Source organism: Belliella alkalica (assembly GCF_022549785.1).
Classification (GTDB): domain Bacteria; phylum Bacteroidota; class Bacteroidia; order Cytophagales; family Cyclobacteriaceae; genus Belliella; species Belliella alkalica.
Genome location: NZ_JAKZGO010000013.1, coordinates 55,363 through 71,813 on the forward strand (window position 1 = coordinate 55,363; position 16,451 = coordinate 71,813).

The following is a 16,451-nucleotide window of genomic DNA, read 5'->3' on the forward strand; positions in this document are numbered from 1 at the left end:
TGAAAGTTGATTCTAAATCAACTATTTACTCTTTCTTAAAAAATCTATTATATCGGATAATCCCACAAAAAAAAGCAGGCCTTTGTAGTGGAATCTCTACAAAGACCTGTCTTTTTTTAAGTTAAATTATCTAATCCTTCTGACTATTGATCAGGTAAGGAGTCTTGCCATCAGTAATAATGATTTTTGTATTTGGAGAGTTTGCCAGTTCTCTGAAAGCTTCGATACTTCTCAATTCTATGATCTCACGGACTAAGCCTTCTGCTAAGATCTTCTGTGCATCTCTTGTGCCTTCTGCTTCTATTCGTCTTCTTTCAGCTTCTTTTCTTTCCCTGTCAAGAACGTACTCCATTTGCTGAGCCTCTTGTTCAGCTTGCAGTTTTCTCTCAATAGCTCTACTTAGCTCAGCTGGTAATTTGATGCTTTTCATCAGTACTCTTTCGATGATAAACCCTCTTTCCCGCAATGATTCATGCATTCTATCCAGTATTTGGTTTTCTATCTGTCCACGCATACCCGAGTGCATGTCTTTGGCCATGTATTGCGCTGTGACATCAGCTGCTGCAGATCTGAAAACGTTCATGATCAGAACCCTTTCATAATTCTCCCCAACATCTTCAAGAATGAATGGTACTTTGTCTTTCTCAATGTTGTATAATATAGAGATCTCAGATTCTATCGTCAAGCCTTCTTTACTTGGTAGATTTAATTTCACCTCTTGATTTACTGTTCGAATAGGGACTTTGATGACTGTTGTTGTAAAAGGGTTAAAACCAACAAGTCCTGCATCGGATATATTTTGGTTGAGTTTACCAAATTTTCTTTTTACACCGACTTCGCCTTGTCTTACAACTGTGCAGGACGCAATCAGCCCAGCAATGATGGAGAACAAAAAGAATTTTTTCATAATAATTTAATTTAAGATACAAATTTCTTAACGTACCAAATACTACCAAAGGTTATGTCTTTTTCACTTGTGTTTCTTAATTCTTGAAAAGAACATTGATTTCATTTCTATTTCTTTATTTTTGTTTTTTCAAATAATTAAAGCCCAAGCAGTGAAAAAAATCGCAATTCTAGCCTCAGGAAGTGGATCCAACGCCGAGAAAATAATGGAGTATTTTCAGGATTCGGAAAAAGCGCAGATTGTACTAGTAGCTTCAAACAAAAAAGAAGCTTACGTACTTGAGCGAGCCAAAAAATTCAGCGTTCCAACTTTCATTTTTAACAGGTCAGATTTGGAGGAAGGTTTACTTACCAGAATGCTGTCAGGCTTAGAAGTTGATTTTGTGGTGTTGGCGGGGTTCTTATTGAAAATTCCACAAGGGTTGATCAAGGCATTTCCGGAAAGGATTGTAAACATTCATCCCGCTTTACTCCCAAAATATGGTGGGAAAGGGATGTATGGTATGTATGTACATCAAGCAGTGAAGAATGCTTCGGATTCAGAAACTGGTATTACGATTCATTTGGTAAATGAAAATTATGACGAGGGGAAAGTGATATTTCAGGCTGGTGTTGAGGTTTTGGAGACTGATACACCAGAAGATATAGCGAATAAAGTTCATGCACTGGAACATAAATACTTTCCAAATGTCATAGAAAGCCTGCTTTAATCCCTTGGTTTTCCTACCTTTGCAACTTGAAAAAAATTCCAATCACTATATATGCTATAGAATGCAATTGGACTATTTAGTCTAAGTGTGTTTTTAGCTAATTCATTATGGCAAACAAAAAAATCCAATCCGCTCTAATTTCAGTCTTTTACAAAGACAATCTTGAACCTATCATCGCCCAGCTCAAAGCTCAAGGAGTGAAAATCTACTCTACAGGAGGCACTCAGAAGTTTATTGAAGAACAAGGTGCTGAAGTAATACCTGTTGAAGAACTGACAGGGTATCCATCGATATTTGGAGGTAGGGTAAAAACTTTGCATCCAAAGATTTTTGGTGGTATTCTTCATAGAAGAGATCACGAAGGGGATATTTCCCAAGCATCAGAATTCGACATTCCTGCAATCGATTTGGTAATCGTGGATCTTTATCCTTTTGAAGAGACTGTAGCTTCGGGAGCGGAAGAAAGTGATATTATAGAGAAAATAGATATTGGAGGGATTTCTTTGATCCGAGCTGCTGCCAAGAATTTTAAGGATGTTACGATCATTGCTTCAAAAGCACAATATGGTGAGTTGGAAGAAAGATTGAAAGCGCAAGATGGTGCGACTACTTTGGAAGATAGAAGATATTTTGCGGCACAGGCTTTCCAAGTTTCGTCAAACTATGATACGCATATTTTCAATTACTTCAACAGAACAGAAGCTATTCCGGCTCTGAAAGTATCCGAAATCAAAGCAAAAGCATTGAGATATGGAGAAAATCCGCATCAAGCAGCACATTTTTATGGGGATTTGGAGGAGTTGTTCGATCAGTTGAATGGCAAGGAATTGTCTTACAATAACCTTGTGGATGTGGATGCAGCGGTAGCTTTGATTGCTGAATTCAAAGAAGAGACGGCTTTTGCGATTTTGAAGCATACCAATGCTTGCGGAGTAGCACTTGCTGATTCTGTGAAAGAAGCGTATCAAAAGGCTTTTGCAGCTGATACTACTTCTGCATTTGGAGGAGTATTGATTACCAACAAAAATGTTGATTTGGCAGCAGCTGAAGAAATGCATAGCCTTTTCTTCGAAGTCCTGATAGCTCCTTCATTTGATGAGGATGCTTTGGCTTTGTTGAAAGGAAAGAAAAACAGAATTTTATTAAAGCAAAAAATCCAGATAGAAGGCACAAAACAAATCAAAACCTTGCTCAATGGTATAATTGAGCAAGATAAAGATTTGCAAACTGAAACAAAGGCGGATTTTAAAGTTGTCACCAAAGTGTCTCCTTCAGAAGAGGAGCAAGATGCATTGGTGTTCGCTGCAAAAATATGTAAGCATACCAAGTCAAACACGATTATCCTGAGCAACAGCAATCAATTATTTGCATCAGGTGTTGGTCAGACCTCTCGTGTAGATGCTTTGAGGCAAGCGATTGAAAAAGCCAAATCCTTCGGGTTCGAACTGAAAGGTGCGGTAATGGCTTCAGATGCTTTTTTCCCATTCCCTGACTGCGTAGAAATAGCCTCAAAAGAAGGGATTTCAGCAGTAGTTCAGCCAGGCGGATCTATTAAAGATCAGGATTCTGTGGATTTCTGTGATGTACACGGCATGAGTATGGTGATGACAGGTGTGAGGCATTTCAAGCATTGATTGAGCTAAAAAATAAATGTAATTGAATCAAAAAGGTCTGGACAAATTAATGTTCAGGCCTTTTGTTCTTTATGCTCTTTGATTAAATTTCGTATTTGTTTATCGGTTATATTGTTGATTTCACCCTTAGAATAAATTGAAAAAAGCAAAACCTTATCTGAGATTACTTGGACAAAAGATAAGACTCTCGCTCCTCCAGATTTCCCTTTGTTTTTTGATCCTATTGCAATCCGTATTTTGAAAATACCATCTCCAAGAGATGTGCCTAATTTTGGATTAGTTTCTAACTCTTTAAAAAGTTTAGCCAGTTCATTTTTTAAAGATGGGTATTTCTTTAGAAGCTTTTTTGCTTCTTTTTTGAAGTTTTCGGATAATTCAACATCAAATTTCATTAAGAAAATCTTTTGCAGAAGTTAATTTAAGTTTTCCTTTTTTGTATAAAGCAATTTCCTTCAATCCTGCTTCTATATTAGCAAGAATAATTTCGTCAGAGTTTTCATCTGTCTCAATTTTTTTTACATATTCTAAATTCTTTGCCAATTCAATAAAGTGACTAAAATTTTCATCAGTTGTATAAATTGTAACTCGTTTCATATTTGACTAGAGATTTTTATGTCTAAAGATATACTTTTCATTTTATTTTGGAAACATTGATCAAAATTGTTCGGTTCAAATCACAATAATAATTTATATAAATTGATTGCATATGTTATGGACTATGTTAAAAATACGTTAGATTTTAATCTAGTTTGGAATCTATATCCTAATTTGCAGGCTTATTCAATAACTTGATTTATTTGGTCCGATTTTAGGATCGTAAGCAAGATGATAATTATGAAACAAAATTCCCAACTTAAAATATATAATACCCTTTCTAGGACAAAGGAGATTTTTGAACCATTAAGTCCACCCTTTGTAGGGATGTATGTATGTGGGCCTACTGTCTATGGTGATGCTCATTTAGGACACGGAAGACCCGCAATCACTTTTGATACAGTCAACAGATACTTGACTCATCTGGGCATGAAAGTACGGTATGTCAGAAACATTACTGATGTAGGTCACTTGCAAGGTGATGCTGACGAAGGTGAAGATAAAATCGCAAAAAAAGCAAAACTCGAACAGCTGGAGCCAATGGAAGTCGCTCAGCAATATACAGATTCATACCATAGGGATATGTTGGCTTTGAATACCATCAAGCCTAGCATAGAACCAAGAGCCACCGGACATATCCCTGAGCAGATCGCATTAGTACAGGCAATCATGCAGGAAGGACTTGCCTATGAAGTAAATGGTTCTGTGTATTTTGATGTTTTGAAATACAACGAAACGCAGAAGTATGGAAAATTGTCAGGCAGGGTATTGGAGGAGTTGATTTCGGGAAGTAGAGATCTTGATGGACAGTCTGAAAAAAGAAATGCGGTAGATTTTGCCTTGTGGAAGAATGCTGCTCCAGAACATTTGATGAAATGGGAGTCTCCTTGGGGAGTGGGATTTCCAGGTTGGCATTTGGAATGTACAGCGATGAGTTCCAAGTACCTTGGAAAGCAATTCGATATTCACGGCGGAGGAATGGATTTGATGTTTCCACATCATGAATGTGAGATTGCACAGGGAAATGCTTGCAACCATCAAGACCCAGCCAAATATTGGATGCACAACAATATGATCACGATCAATGGCCAAAAAATGGGCAAGTCTTTGGGGAACTTTATTACCCTTCAAGAGTTGTTTACAGGTGAGCATGATCTGTTGGAACAGGCTTATAGCCCAATGACCATTCGTTACTTTATCTTGACGGCACATTACAGGTCAACCTTGGATTTCTCTAATGATGCACTCAGAGCGGCTCAAAAAGGCTACAAAAAGATCATCAATGGATTGAGAATTGCAAAAGGTTTGGTTTTTGAAGTGGACCAAAATGAAGAAATTGATGAAAAACAAGCTCAGCAGGTAGAGCAGATTATCACGAATGCCTACAGGGCTATGGATGATGATTTCAATACTGCACAGGCGATCGGTCATTTGTTCAATCTTCTCAAGAAAATTAACTCCATTTATACAGGGCAATTGAATGCTTCACATTTGGGAAAGGAAGTTTTTGAGAAAATGATTAATACATTTGTTGTATTTGTCGAAGAGATATTGGGTCTTAAAGAAGAAAAGCCAGATCATCAAGAAGGCTTGCTAAACGTGTTGCTAAAAATTTATGCTGACGCGAAATTGGCGAAGAATTATAGTAAAGTTGACGAGATAAGAGGTGCATTAAAAGAAATGGGGATTATTGTCAAAGACATGAAAGATAAAATAGACTGGGCTTATGAAGAGTAAAATATTGTTCGTCCTATTTCTGGTCGTAACTGTATGGGCATGTGACTCGAAGACAACTTCGAAACAAGAAGCCGAACAAAATGTCTATAAAGATGTTCCTGAATTCAATGCAGACTCAGCGTTTTATTATATTCAAAAGCAGGTTGATTTTGGACCTAGAGTCCCAATGACTTCTAGCCATGAGCAGACAAAAGAATGGATAATATCAAAATTTGAAGAGTTTGGATTGGATGTGCAAACACAGGAATTCCAAGCAAAAACATATGATGGACTTACTTGGGATTTGACAAATATCATAGCCTCGTATAATCCAACTGCTCAAAAGAGAATCATGATTTCGGCACATTGGGACACACGAAGAATTGCAGATAAAGATACGCAGAGAATAGACGAACCAATAGACGGAGCGAATGACGGTGGGTCAGGTGTTGGAGTAGCATTAGAGTTGGCTAGAATTTTATCTACTTCTGAATTGAAAGCCGATGTAGGAGTGGATTTTATTCTATTTGATGGAGAAGATGATGGCGAACCTGAGCATGCTACTAGGAGAGATAATTCTCAGATTTGGTGGTGTCTAGGGTCACAATATTGGTCTAAATCTCCACATCAAAGTGGTTACAAAGCCTATTATGGGATCCTTCTGGATATGGTAGGTGGAAAAGGAGCTAGATTCTATAGAGAGGGATATTCTATGTACTTTGCAAGAAACATAGTCAACAAGGTATGGAATTATGGAATAGAATTGGGATATTCGGACTACTTCATCCTCAAAGATGCAGGAGAAATCACTGACGACCATTACTTTGTCAATAAAAATGCTGGGATACCGATGATTGATATTATTGAGTTCTCTCCTGAAATAGGTTTTGGGAGGTATCATCATACGCATGATGACAATATGGATTTGATAGACAGAAGGACTTTGAAGGCTGTTGGACATACTGTCTTATTTACAATTTATCAGGAGTAATTTAACTAAACTATAGTCAATGAAAAGAGGCCATCAGGTAACCATGAAGGAGATTGCCAAGAAGCTCAATGTTTCTGTCTCCACAGTTTCCAGGGCATTGAAAGACTCCCCAGAGCTGCATCCAGATACAAAAAAACGTATTGTGGAAATGGCCAAAAGTATGAATTACCAACCAAACTTATTGGCCCAAAGTTTAAGGATTAGTAGGAGTAAAGTCCTTGGTGTCATCGTGCCAGAGTTGACCTCTCACTTTTTTTCCAGTAATATTTCCGGAATTCAAGATACAGCATATAAAAGAGGGTATAATGTGATGATTTGTCAATCAAATGAATCATATGTACAAGAAATCTCTAATATTAGAGTATTGGTAGCTAGTCAGGTAGATGGCTTATTGATTTCTCTAAGCAGAGAAACCAAGAGTTACCAGCATTTGCAAGATCTTTACGATCGCGAGATTCCATTTATCATGTTTGATCGTGTCACTGAAGAGATTCCTGTTTCGAGAGTCACTGTTGATGATGCGCATGGAGCATATCAAGTGACCCATCATTTGTTGGAGCAGGGCTGCCGCAAAATCGCGTTTATTTCTGGTCCGCAAGACTTATATATTAGTAAAAAAAGAAAGGAGGGGTATCTGAAGGCTTTGTCAGAATATGGGATTTCAGAGAAAGAAAGTCGTGTATATGTATCTGATCTTAATCAAGAGTCAAATAGACAGATTGCTTATAAGATTTTGGAAGAAGAGGATAGAGCGGATGCTATTTTCGCCATGATAGACCCTGTTGCTGTAGATGTGATGTTGATTTTAAAAGAAAAAGGAATCAAAATTCCTCAGGAGATAGCGTTGGCTGGATTTACCAACAATCCAACCTCTGCAGTAGTAGAGCCTTCCCTGACTACTGTTTCCCAACCAGGATATGAAATGGGACAGATTGCTGCAAATCATCTTTTGGACCAGTTAGATGACATAGTCTCTGAAGAGCCTAAGTCTTTTGTACTTGGGACGACCTTGATCGCGAGAAATTCAACCTTGAAAAAATAAAAAATCAAGATTATGAAGTCTTTTTGAGGCTGAAAATCAATAATTATCAATCAATTTGCTTTAGAATTGGGTAATTAGATTTTCAGCCTTTATTTTTATCCTCCAAACCTATTAAACAATAATGCTTATCAAACCTGCAATCACTGCCCAACCATTTGGAAAGACTCTGAATGGTGAAGATGTAAATCTTTATACACTTGAAATCCCTGGGGTAATAAAAGCTTCAATCATGGATTATGGAGCTACCCTTACTCATCTATTCATTCCTGATAGAAATGGAAAGATGGCCGATATCGTACTCGGTTTCGATGATTTTGATGGTTATCAGAAAAAAGAGTATCTAGAAAACTATTGCTATATAGGGTCTACAGTAGGTAGAATAGGAGGGAGGATAAAGGGAAATCAATTTGTATTGGATGGTAAAAAATATCTACTCGAGCCAAATAATGGAAAAGTTCATCTGCATGGAGGTAAGGAAGGCTGGGACAGGAAATTATGGGAAGCAGAGCCATTCAATAAAGAAGATTCATTTGGTGTGGCGTTTACTTTGTTTAGTCCGGATGGTGAAGGTGGTTATCCTGGCGCAATTGACTTCAAAGTGACATATTTGATCAATCCTAATGGGGAGCTCACAATTGAATATCATGGAATCTCTGATAAAACTACTATTCTCAATCCTACAAATCACTCCTATTTTAATTTGAGTGGGGACTTTTCCAGCAGTATTTTGGATCATGATTTGCAGATAGTGGCAAATAATTTTCTTCCAATGGATGAAAATAGTTTGCCTACAGGGGAATTGAAAAATGTTAGGGACACCCCTTTTGATTTTGTGGAAGGAAAAAAAATTGGTAAAGCAATAGATCGGGAAAACGAACAAATCAAGTATGGCAATGGAATAGACCATTCGTTTGTATTTGATATACAAGAGAAATGTGCAAAATTATATGATCCAAAAAGTGGGAGATTATTGGAGCTGTCCACCACTGAGCCGGGAGTTCAAGTATACACTTCTAATTATTTGGATGGTTCTATATTTGGAAAAGATGGAGTAGCTTACAATCAACATTGTGCTATCTGCTTGGAAACACAGCATTTTCCCGACAGCATCAACCAAGAAAGCTTTCCTTCTGTTGTATTAAAGCAAGGAGAAATCTTTCATTCCACATCTACTTTTAAGTTTTCCGCCCAATAAATCGATCAATTATGCATCAATCAATCAAAAACACTTTTATAGAATTGTTTAACCAAGAGCCATTACTTGTTTACTCACCAGGAAGAATCAATTTGATCGGAGAGCACACAGATTATAATGGTGGTTATGTATTGCCAGCAGCTATTGACAAAAAAATGGTCGTAGCAATAGCAGAAAATGATACCAAAAAGGGAAGGGTTTACTCTGTAGATTTGGAGGAAGAGTATTCGTTCGATATAGATTCTTTTCCCCCAAAAAAAGGACATTGGGCGACATATATTATGGGTGTGGTATCACAACTGCAACAAGCAGGGTATGTTGTCAAAGGCTTTGATATGGTGTTTGGTGGGGATATTCCTGTAGGAGCTGGCTTATCCTCTTCTGCAGCACTAGAATGTGCAGTTGGTTTTGCATTGTCGGAACTGTTTGGGTTAGGGATTTCTAAAAGGTCTATCGTACATTATGCCCAAAAAGCAGAGCATACGTTTGCTGGTGTGCAATGTGGAATTATGGATCAGTTTGCTTCTGTGATGGGGAAAAAGGACCATGCGATTCGTTTGGACTGTAGAACTTTGGATTTTGATTATTTTCCGATTGATTTGGGGAAATATAAAATCTTGCTTATAGATACCCAAGTGAAACACTCACTCGCTGATAGCGCTTACAATAAGAGGAGATTGGAATGTGAAGAAGGTGTGAATGCTGCGCAAAAAATTCAAGCTGATGTTCAAGATTTGAGAGATATAAGTTTAGACTTATTGGATCAATTGAGTTTGTCTGAGACTGTATATAAGAGATGTCGCTTTGTTGTCGAAGAAAATCAAAGGGTATTGGATTCTTGTGAGTTTCTTTCAAAAGGGGATTTGGATGGCTTTGGAAAAAAAGTCTATCAATCTCATGACGGTTTGAGTAAACTTTATGAGGTAAGTTGTGAAGAACTGGATTTTTTGGTCGACTTTACTAGAAAGATCCCAGAAGTATTGGGAAGTAGGATGATGGGAGGTGGATTTGGAGGGTGTACGATTAACATTGTACACGAGGATTTTGTCGCGCAGCTTCAAGCCGAAGTTGTAGAAGCTTATCAGGAGAAATTCAATAAATCACCCAAATTCTTTATAGTCTCTCCTGAACAAGGTACTGGATTACTCTAAATGAAAAGTGATTTGTTGAGATAAAAATCTTGGGGAAAGTATCAATTGTTAATTGATTCAAAAGCTATGATGTGATTGTCTGCAATGAGATCTGTAGGTAAATATACCAATCATAACTATGCGAATAATCCTCTTCTTCTACAGTATTTCGGCCACAGTTGATTGAAGTGAACTTCAAAAATATTATATATGGCTACTGGTGTAAAAGCCGGATATATATAGTCTAAGATTTATCATTTAAAAATTGAAAAGGCTGTCCTGAACTTGAAGTTTTGGACAGCCTTTTTTTAGTGATTTATTTTAGAATAATCTAAAACCGGCAGATAACACAAGTTGATTTTGTCTCTGGTCTGTCTGAAACCCCGCCACACTACTGGCTATTTTCCCTAAAGAACTCTCGTATTTGGCGTCCAATATTAGATTACCTATATCCAAACCTATCCCTGCCTGATATCCAATAGTAGAGCTTCTATAGTCTATGTTTTGTGTTGCTGCTATAGGGTTTTCTCCAAAGTTTTGGTCAAGTATAATACTCGCAATTGGTCCCGCTTGGATCCTAAAAAATTTAGCGAGTTTGAATCCAACCATCATTGGGATGTCTAATCTATTGAAGTTTGTTTCTACGGTAGCATTGTTGTTTTCATCAATTATAAACCCACCAGTATTTGTGTAAAGAAACTCAGGCTGAACAAATATTGATGCGCCGCCCATTCTTATAAAAGCTCCCACATGATAGCCTAATTTATCATCTCCAGATTGGAATCCATCTCCATTTACTTTTATGGTAGATTGAGAAACTCCAAATTTCGGGCCTATAGAAAATTCTTGAGCATGAAGTGAATTCACCAACAAGAAAGTAGTCAGTAGCAGAATGAGATTTTTCATAGGACAATTGTTTAATAAAATGACAACCTCTTATCTACAAAATAAAAGGATTGTTAGATAGTGATAACGTGCTGTTCAGTCAGAATAGTTTAATTGGTTCAAATTGTTCTCTACAAATTTACAAGCTATGTTGTATAAATCTACATAATTCATTGGTTTGGCAAGTAACTTGTCAAAAGTTATGGGATTTATTTTTCTGAAATATTCAATATCGCCTGCTGTGAAACCAATTATTGGAATCTTGCTAATTACATCATTTAATTTTATTTCAGCCAATAGTTCAATTCCATCCATCTCTGGCATCATGATATCAGTAATCACAATATCGAAGTCCTTTTCATTTACAAGTATTGAAAGAGCTTCCAGTCCATTATTGGCTGTCAGAACCACGTTATTTTTTTTCTCGAACAACTTTTGTAATATAAATCTATTTACGGCATCATCATCAACAATGAGGACTTTCATAATACATATCTGGGTGACTGCTCCTAAGATCAATAAAAATTATTTAAAAAACATATGTTTATATATAAAAATAAAGCGGGCATTCTGAAATTTTCAAAATGCCCGCTTGAACTTAGATTAATGTTGAATTATCCACCTTCTTGAGGAGTACCAAATACACCAATCAAATCAAGTAATACCAAACCGATAACGATAGGACAAACCCACTTGATGAAGAATATCCAAGATTTCCTCAAAATTCCTTTGAATGCAGGGGAGCCTTCTGATAGTTCGTCTGCAAAATCGCTGATTTTTTTAGCCCAACCTGTATATAAAGCTAGCATCATACATATTACAACTACTGCAAATGTTCCAAACAAGAAGTCCATGATGCTGAAAAAACCTATTTGAGTATTTCCTAAGAAGTTTAATGTTAAGGAGTTAAAATAGTTTCCTTCAATAGAAGAAAGTGCTGAAGGTACTGAAAGTGCCATTGCCGCAATTCCAATTGTCCAAGCGGCTTTTTTTCTACTCCATTTTTTTTCATCTATAAAATATGAAACAGGCACCTCAAGCATTGAAATACTCGATGTAAGGGCTGCAACCAACAAAAGAAGGAAGAACATAGCTCCTATAAAGTTACCACCCGGCATAGCGTCAAAAACCAATGGGAGAACTTCAAATACCAAAGCAGGGCCACCTGCAGGGTCTTTTCCAGGTAATAACGCAAACAACGCAGGGAAAACCATCAAACCTCCCAATAAGGCTACCATGCTGTCCATACCAGCAATCCATCCAGAAGAAGCAACGATGTTACTTTTACGAGGTAAGTATGATCCAAATGTAATCATCAAACCCCATCCTACTGACATCGAGAAGAATGCTTGGCCAAGGGCTTGAAGAATAACTTTTGTGGTGATTTTTGAAAAATCAGGATACAAATAATACTCAATACCTGCGCTAGCCCCTTCAAGCGTAACTGCTCTTCCTGCTATAAATATGATTATTATGAAAAGAACTGGCATCAAAAACTTCGCTGCCTTTTCGATTCCTCCAGAAATACCACCCAAAACAACACCGATTGTCATCAAAATGAAGATAAAACACAATGGGATTACGTACATCGGAGTATCTTGGAACTCTTCAAAATCAATTGGGATATTGATCAATTCTGTAAAAATATAGCCAATTGTCCAGCCTGCAATTACTGAGTAATAACTCAATACGCAGAAACAAACCAAAATACAAAGAACTCCGGCCAACTGCCAAAATTTATTTCCGCCAGTTTCCCTAATTGCACCGATTGGATTTTTTCCAGACTTTCTGCCTAGAGCTATCTCGTTTAATAACAAAGGAAGTCCAATTAATAGCACACAGATGGCATACACAAAGACAAAAGCGCCTCCACCATTTTCACCTGTTAGATAAGGGAATCTCCAAATGTTACCTAAACCCACAGCTGAACCTGCTGCTGCCATTATAAAACCTAGACTTGAGCCCCATTGACCTCTGCCTTCAGTGTCAGTATTAACTGCCATACCTTTCGAATAATTAGTTTTTGTTAGATTATTGAATTGTTAATAATTGGCTAATTTAAGTTGTTTTGCCAAAATACCAATTCCATCCATAAAACTTTTCGGGGAATAGCCCAAGTCAGTTACTGCTTTTTCTATGACAAATCCTGTTTTCATGGGTCTTTTGGCATCTTGGGTAAAGGAAAGAGAGTTTGTTTCCTTAATTTTTGTTTTGTCTAACCCAAAATATTCTGCTGTTGCAATCCCCATCTCATAGGGTGTCAATACATCTTTTCCTGAAATATTATAGATTCCATTTGCTCTCTTTTCTACAATCAATATGCATCCTGCTGCCAGATCTTCGGCTAAAGTAGGTGTCCTTATTTGATCGTTTACCAATTGCAGATCTTTCCCTTTCTCCAATGAATCTTTTACCCAAAGTATGATGTTTGATCGACTCATATCATTGGCTATTCCATAGACCAATACTGTTCTTACAATTGCCCAATTGATCTTTGATTGTTGTATGATTTTTTCAGCTTCCAATTTAGTCCAACCATAAAAATTTATAGGATTGGGTATTGCTTCCTCTGAATATGGTCCATTATTTCCATCAAATATAAAATCTGTGGATAGATGGATTAAGTGGCAATTGTAAATTTTACTTGCTTCTACTAAATGCTTTACAGCATCTATATTAAGTGCTTTGCAAGCTTCTTTGTCACTCTCACATTGGTCAACGTTAGTCATTGCTGCTGTATGAATGATGAAATTGGGTTTTATTATACCGATTTGAGTAATTACTTGGTCTCTATTTAGTATATCAAGTGTAACCCAATTTGTGATTTCCAAATCTTCGGGTAATCTACTTTTGCCAAGTCCAGTAGGGATTACTTCAAGGTTTTTTTCAGTAATAATCTGTTTGACAATTTTTTGCCCCAAAAGGCCATTTGCGCCAGTAACCAATACTTTTTTCTTATTGAAGTTACTCAAAGTCATAACCATACTCCTTGGTAATTTTCTTTTTATTCATTTGGGAAATACTCACTTTCATGTACACCGGCTCTATGGGTTTATCTAATGCAGCAGTTTTTTCTTGAGCGATAGCTTCCATTACTTCGATTCCTTTGATGATTTGTCCAAATACTGTGTATTCGTTATCCAAATGTGGGGTACCTCCTTCAGATGTATAGGCTTCAATTTGTTGAGGGGTCATTTTCTTATCTAGACTTACATTGTAAAATCCCTCAAGCTGTTCCTTAGTTTGTAGCATTATGAAGTTTAGAGAATCAAACTCCTTTGCTTCGTACAGTCTTAGATATTCTTTTCTCAGTTCCTTGTTGCTTTCCAATCCAATAAATTGATTGAATTTTTGGCCCAACTGACGCATATCAGTTACCAATTCAGGTTTCGAATAAACTTTGCCCTGTACTATATAGAACTGAGATCCACTTGAAGCTTTTTCTGGATTAGCATTATCTCCTAATCTTGCAGCAGCAATCATCCCTTTTTTGTGAATGTATTTTGTATTAATCTCGGCAGGAATCGTGTACCATTCTTCTTGAGGTAATTTTTCTTTTCCAAAAACATCTCCACCCTGAATCATAAAGTTTTCGATGATTCTATGGAATTGCGTCGAATCAAACCTTCCACTTTCTGCAAGTTTTATAAAATTGTTTTTGTGTTTTGGTGTATCATCAAAAAGTAAAGCGTACATTTCTCCATGTCTGGTCTCTATCTTGACCAGATGGTCTTTTTCTACAGAGCAGCTTATAAAAGAAACCATGCTCAGGATAGTAATTAATCTTAGGGTAATTTTCATTTGTTCAGTGTTGCTTTAATCTCTTTTAATATTTTATCACCTCCAGAGTTCAATACTTTTTCTGCAAGTAATTTTCCTAGCATTTCTGCTTCCTGTAATGTGCCTTCGACTTTATGTATTATCCTATTTACCCCATCAAGACTGACGATCCCGCCTTTTAGTGTAAGTGAGGTGTCAGTACAAGTAGCCAAGGCAAATACGGGTATACTACACCCTCCTTCTAACACTCTCAAGTATGACCTTTCTGCAGTCAATCTGTACCCAGTAGCCTCATGGTGTGTGGCTTCAATAATTTGGGATCTGATTCCTTCATCTAAATTGGTGGATGCTTCAATAGCTACGCTACCTTGACCTACAGCAGGCGTAAATTCATCCAAGGAAAGTTTGTGTATAATTAACTCATCATACCCCATCCTGTGAGCGCCCGCATAAGCCAATAAAAGGGCGTCACATAGTCCAGATTCCATTTTGGAAATCCTTGTTTGTAAATTCCCCCTAACCTCTACTGTTTGGATATGTGGGTAGTAATGCCTTAATGTAGCCACTCTTCTAGTAGAGGAAGTCCCTAATATCAAAGGTTTGTCACTGTCTTTGTAATCAATATCAGATTTGTGGCTTAGGATAATGTCGTTGACTTCCTCCCTTTCGGTAAATGCGATGATTTCGAAACCATCAGGAAGTGATGATTGCATATCTTTTGCGCTATGGACGGCAATATCTACTGCGCCACTGGCAAGCTGATCTTCCAATTCTTCTGTGAATACGCCCTTACTTCCAATTTTCGCAATGGATACATCAAGTATTTTATCTCCTTTGGTGTCGATGATTACGATTTCACTTGAGATACCTTTGGCTTTTAATAAATCTGCTACGTGATAAGCCTGCCAAAGTGCAAGTTTGCTCCCACGAGTACCAATTTTAATATTTTGCATTATTCTTTGATTTTTCTTTTTGGAACTTTTTTGGACACAGATTCTTCTACGAACTTGATAATCTCACCAGCGATGTTGATCCCTGTAGCTTTTTCGATTCCTTCCAATCCAGGAGAGCTGTTTACTTCAAGGATAAGAGGTCCTCTGGACGACTGCAGCATATCTACTCCAGCTATATCTAGTCCTAGAGCTTTTGCAGCTCCAAGAGCAGCCGCTTTTTCGGCTCTAGAAAGTTTGATGATCGTCGCTTTTCCACCTCTATGAAGGTTGGATCGGAACTCTCCTTCGGCACCTTGTCGTTTCATAGCGCCGACTACTCTGCCATTTACGATAAATGCGCGAATATCTGCTCCTTTGGCTTCTTTGATGAATTCTTGAACAATAATACGTGCCTTCAAGCCATGAAATGCCTCAATTACTGATTGACCGGCTTTTTTCGTCTCTGCCAATACCACACCAAGCCCTTGCGTCCCTTCCAAAAGTTTGATGATCAAAGGCGCACCACCGACATGTTCAATCAAGGTTTTTTCACCACCTTTAGAGAAATTGGTGAAAGCTGTTTTAGGCATTCCCAATCCAGCTTTTGAGAGGATTTGAAGGCTTCTCAGCTTGTCTCGGCTTCTTACGATAGCCTGTGATTCTACGGCTGAGAATGTGCCCATTAGTTCAAATTGTCGAACTACTGCTGTGCCGTAGAAAGTCACAGATGCACCGATTCTTGGGATTATGGCATCAACACCTATGACTTTTTCTCCCTTGTAAATGATGGAAGGTCCTTCTTGTTCAATGATTATATCACAAAGTGAATGATCTATAATCACAGCTTCATGACCTGCAGCTAAAATCGCTTCATGTAACCTCTTGGTAGAATATAGGTGTGAGTTTCTTGATAGTATGGCGATTTTCATCTGTCTA

Annotated in this window: 17 protein-coding genes; 7 read left to right on the top strand and 10 right to left on the bottom strand. The window is 37.5% G+C overall.

Annotated elements, in window-relative coordinates; genetic code table 11:
- Positions 1–130: 130 nt before the first annotated feature.
- Positions 131–907 (bottom strand): prohibitin family protein, encoded by a 777-nt coding sequence (locus MM213_RS14775; RefSeq protein WP_241413487.1) that lies wholly within the window; start codon positions 905–907, stop codon positions 131–133.
- 151 nt (positions 908–1,058) lie between these two features.
- Here MM213_RS14775 and purN point away from each other — a divergent pair, with 151 nt between their 5' ends.
- Together purN and purH are read left to right on the top strand one after the other, a co-directional pair.
- Positions 1,059–1,616 carry a phosphoribosylglycinamide formyltransferase gene (gene purN / locus MM213_RS14780; protein WP_241413489.1) on the top strand — a complete coding sequence of 186 codons (558 nt, stop codon included), beginning with the start codon at positions 1,059–1,061 and terminating at the stop codon, positions 1,614–1,616.
- 107 nt (positions 1,617–1,723) lie between these two features.
- Positions 1,724–3,250: a bifunctional phosphoribosylaminoimidazolecarboxamide formyltransferase/IMP cyclohydrolase gene (purH, locus tag MM213_RS14785; RefSeq protein WP_241413493.1), complete on the top strand. Its 1,527-nt coding sequence runs from the start codon at positions 1,724–1,726 to the stop codon at positions 3,248–3,250.
- Between the two features lie 53 nt (positions 3,251–3,303).
- Here purH and MM213_RS14790 read toward each other — a convergent pair whose 3' ends face one another.
- Entirely contained in the window at positions 3,304–3,642 is a 339-nt protein-coding gene (locus MM213_RS14790; RefSeq protein WP_241413495.1) for a type II toxin-antitoxin system RelE/ParE family toxin, read from the bottom strand.
- On the bottom strand, positions 3,632–3,844 hold the full coding sequence (locus MM213_RS14795; RefSeq protein WP_241413497.1) for a hypothetical protein: 213 nt from the start codon (positions 3,842–3,844) through the stop codon (positions 3,632–3,634). Before MM213_RS14795 ends, MM213_RS14790 begins: the two co-directional genes overlap by 11 nt.
- A 240-nt stretch (positions 3,845–4,084) precedes the next feature.
- On the opposite strand from MM213_RS14795, the gene cysS reads away from it, so the two are divergent.
- The 5 genes from cysS (at position 4,085) to MM213_RS14820 (ending at position 9,939) form a co-directional block, all read left to right on the top strand.
- Positions 4,085–5,581, top strand: coding sequence for a cysteine--tRNA ligase (gene cysS / locus MM213_RS14800; protein WP_241413499.1), 1,497 nt, complete (start codon positions 4,085–4,087; stop codon positions 5,579–5,581).
- Positions 5,571–6,551: a M28 family peptidase gene (locus tag MM213_RS14805; protein WP_241413501.1), complete on the top strand. Its 981-nt coding sequence runs from the start codon at positions 5,571–5,573 to the stop codon at positions 6,549–6,551. The genes cysS and MM213_RS14805 overlap by 11 nt, the downstream gene beginning before the upstream one ends.
- A gap of 19 nt (positions 6,552–6,570) precedes the next feature.
- Complete coding sequence (locus MM213_RS14810) at positions 6,571–7,593, top strand: LacI family DNA-binding transcriptional regulator (protein ID WP_241413502.1); 1,023 nt, start codon at positions 6,571–6,573, stop codon at positions 7,591–7,593.
- 121 nt (positions 7,594–7,714) lie between these two features.
- Complete coding sequence (locus tag MM213_RS14815; protein WP_241413504.1) at positions 7,715–8,788, top strand: aldose epimerase family protein; 1,074 nt, start codon at positions 7,715–7,717, stop codon at positions 8,786–8,788.
- An 11-nt stretch (positions 8,789–8,799) separates the two neighbouring features.
- Positions 8,800–9,939: a galactokinase gene (locus MM213_RS14820; RefSeq protein ID WP_241413505.1), complete on the top strand. Its 1,140-nt coding sequence runs from the start codon at positions 8,800–8,802 to the stop codon at positions 9,937–9,939.
- A 300-nt stretch (positions 9,940–10,239) separates the two neighbouring features.
- On the opposite strand, the gene MM213_RS14825 is transcribed toward MM213_RS14820, so the two are convergent.
- The 7 genes from MM213_RS14825 to rimK all read right to left on the bottom strand — a co-directional run bounded on the left by MM213_RS14825 (position 10,240) and on the right by rimK (position 16,444).
- Complete coding sequence (locus MM213_RS14825; protein ID WP_241413506.1) at positions 10,240–10,824, bottom strand: porin family protein; 585 nt, start codon at positions 10,822–10,824, stop codon at positions 10,240–10,242.
- A 75-nt stretch (positions 10,825–10,899) separates the two neighbouring features.
- Positions 10,900–11,289, bottom strand: a complete 390-nt coding sequence (locus MM213_RS14830) for a response regulator (RefSeq protein ID WP_241413507.1) — start codon at positions 11,287–11,289, stop codon at positions 10,900–10,902.
- 128 nt (positions 11,290–11,417) lie between these two features.
- A complete protein-coding gene (locus tag MM213_RS14835) occupies positions 11,418–12,806 on the bottom strand; it encodes a sodium-dependent transporter (RefSeq protein WP_241413508.1) in 1,389 nt (462 codons plus the stop codon).
- 39 nt (positions 12,807–12,845) lie between these two features.
- Positions 12,846–13,787 carry an SDR family oxidoreductase gene (locus tag MM213_RS14840; protein WP_241413509.1) on the bottom strand — a complete coding sequence of 314 codons (942 nt, stop codon included), beginning with the start codon at positions 13,785–13,787 and terminating at the stop codon, positions 12,846–12,848.
- On the bottom strand, positions 13,768–14,604 hold the full coding sequence (locus MM213_RS14845) for a peptidylprolyl isomerase (protein WP_241413511.1): 837 nt from the start codon (positions 14,602–14,604) through the stop codon (positions 13,768–13,770). The genes MM213_RS14840 and MM213_RS14845 overlap by 20 nt, the downstream gene beginning before the upstream one ends.
- On the bottom strand, positions 14,601–15,536 hold the full coding sequence (gene hemC / locus MM213_RS14850; protein WP_241413512.1) for a hydroxymethylbilane synthase: 936 nt from the start codon (positions 15,534–15,536) through the stop codon (positions 14,601–14,603). Before hemC ends, MM213_RS14845 begins: the two co-directional genes overlap by 4 nt.
- Complete coding sequence (gene rimK, locus MM213_RS14855; protein WP_241413514.1) at positions 15,536–16,444, bottom strand: 30S ribosomal protein S6--L-glutamate ligase; 909 nt, start codon at positions 16,442–16,444, stop codon at positions 15,536–15,538. The genes hemC and rimK overlap by 1 nt, the downstream gene beginning before the upstream one ends.
- Positions 16,445–16,451 lie beyond the last annotated feature (7 nt).

Coding starts and splice junctions, on each gene's coding strand:
- MM213_RS14845 (WP_241413511.1), bottom strand. CDS start 14,604: ATGAAAATTACCCTAAGATTAATTACTATCCTGAGCATGGTTTCTTTT.
- MM213_RS14805 (WP_241413501.1), top strand. CDS start 5,571: ATGAAGAGTAAAATATTGTTCGTCCTATTTCTGGTCGTAACTGTATGG.
- MM213_RS14795 (WP_241413497.1), bottom strand. CDS start 3,844: ATGAAACGAGTTACAATTTATACAACTGATGAAAATTTTAGTCACTTT.
- MM213_RS14810 (WP_241413502.1), top strand. CDS start 6,571: ATGAAAAGAGGCCATCAGGTAACCATGAAGGAGATTGCCAAGAAGCTC.
- MM213_RS14790 (WP_241413495.1), bottom strand. CDS start 3,642: ATGAAATTTGATGTTGAATTATCCGAAAACTTCAAAAAAGAAGCAAAA.
- MM213_RS14830 (WP_241413507.1), bottom strand. CDS start 11,289: ATGAAAGTCCTCATTGTTGATGATGATGCCGTAAATAGATTTATATTA.
- MM213_RS14825 (WP_241413506.1), bottom strand. CDS start 10,824: ATGAAAAATCTCATTCTGCTACTGACTACTTTCTTGTTGGTGAATTCA.
- MM213_RS14815 (WP_241413504.1), top strand. CDS start 7,715: ATGCTTATCAAACCTGCAATCACTGCCCAACCATTTGGAAAGACTCTG.
- purH (WP_241413493.1), top strand. CDS start 1,724: ATGGCAAACAAAAAAATCCAATCCGCTCTAATTTCAGTCTTTTACAAA.
- MM213_RS14835 (WP_241413508.1), bottom strand. CDS start 12,806: ATGGCAGTTAATACTGACACTGAAGGCAGAGGTCAATGGGGCTCAAGT.
- rimK (WP_241413514.1), bottom strand. CDS start 16,444: ATGAAAATCGCCATACTATCAAGAAACTCACACCTATATTCTACCAAG.
- MM213_RS14820 (WP_241413505.1), top strand. CDS start 8,800: ATGCATCAATCAATCAAAAACACTTTTATAGAATTGTTTAACCAAGAG.
- MM213_RS14840 (WP_241413509.1), bottom strand. CDS start 13,787: ATGGTTATGACTTTGAGTAACTTCAATAAGAAAAAAGTATTGGTTACT.
- hemC (WP_241413512.1), bottom strand. CDS start 15,536: ATGCAAAATATTAAAATTGGTACTCGTGGGAGCAAACTTGCACTTTGG.
- cysS (WP_241413499.1), top strand. CDS start 4,085: ATGAAACAAAATTCCCAACTTAAAATATATAATACCCTTTCTAGGACA.
- MM213_RS14775 (WP_241413487.1), bottom strand. CDS start 907: ATGAAAAAATTCTTTTTGTTCTCCATCATTGCTGGGCTGATTGCGTCC.